The sequence below is a fragment of the Cellulomonas sp. P4_A2 genome, from assembly GCF_056402515.1.
In genome coordinates, this window is record NZ_JBFUHG010000262.1 from 1 (window position 1) to 352 (window position 352).

The following is a 352-nucleotide window of genomic DNA, read 5'->3' on the forward strand; positions in this document are numbered from 1 at the left end:
CTCGGGCTCACCGTGCTGGCCATCGGCGCGACCGTGGCCGGGCTTGCCGCACTGATCGGCCCGTCCGGGGTCGGGCTCGGCGCCCTGCTGATGGTTCTGCTGGGCAACCCGTTCTCCGGCATCACCAGCGCACCCGAGCTGCTACCCCGGCCGGTCGGCGCCATCGGGCAGTTGCTGCCACCGGGGGCGGGCGGGTCGCTGCTGCGGTCGGTCGCCTTCTTCGACGGCAGCGCGGCGGCCGATGCGGTGCTGATACTCGGCGTGTGGGCGGCGGTCGGACTGACCGCGGTCCTCGTCGGTGGCCGACGCCGGACACCCGCGGCGACGGCCCCCGCTCCCAGCACCCCGGAGC

At 75.9% G+C, this 352-nt stretch carries 1 pseudogene; it reads left to right on the top strand.

The features are described 5' to 3' along the window. Positions 1 to 352: pseudogene (locus AC1DUE_RS20985) on the top strand (hypothetical protein); the annotation flags it as partial.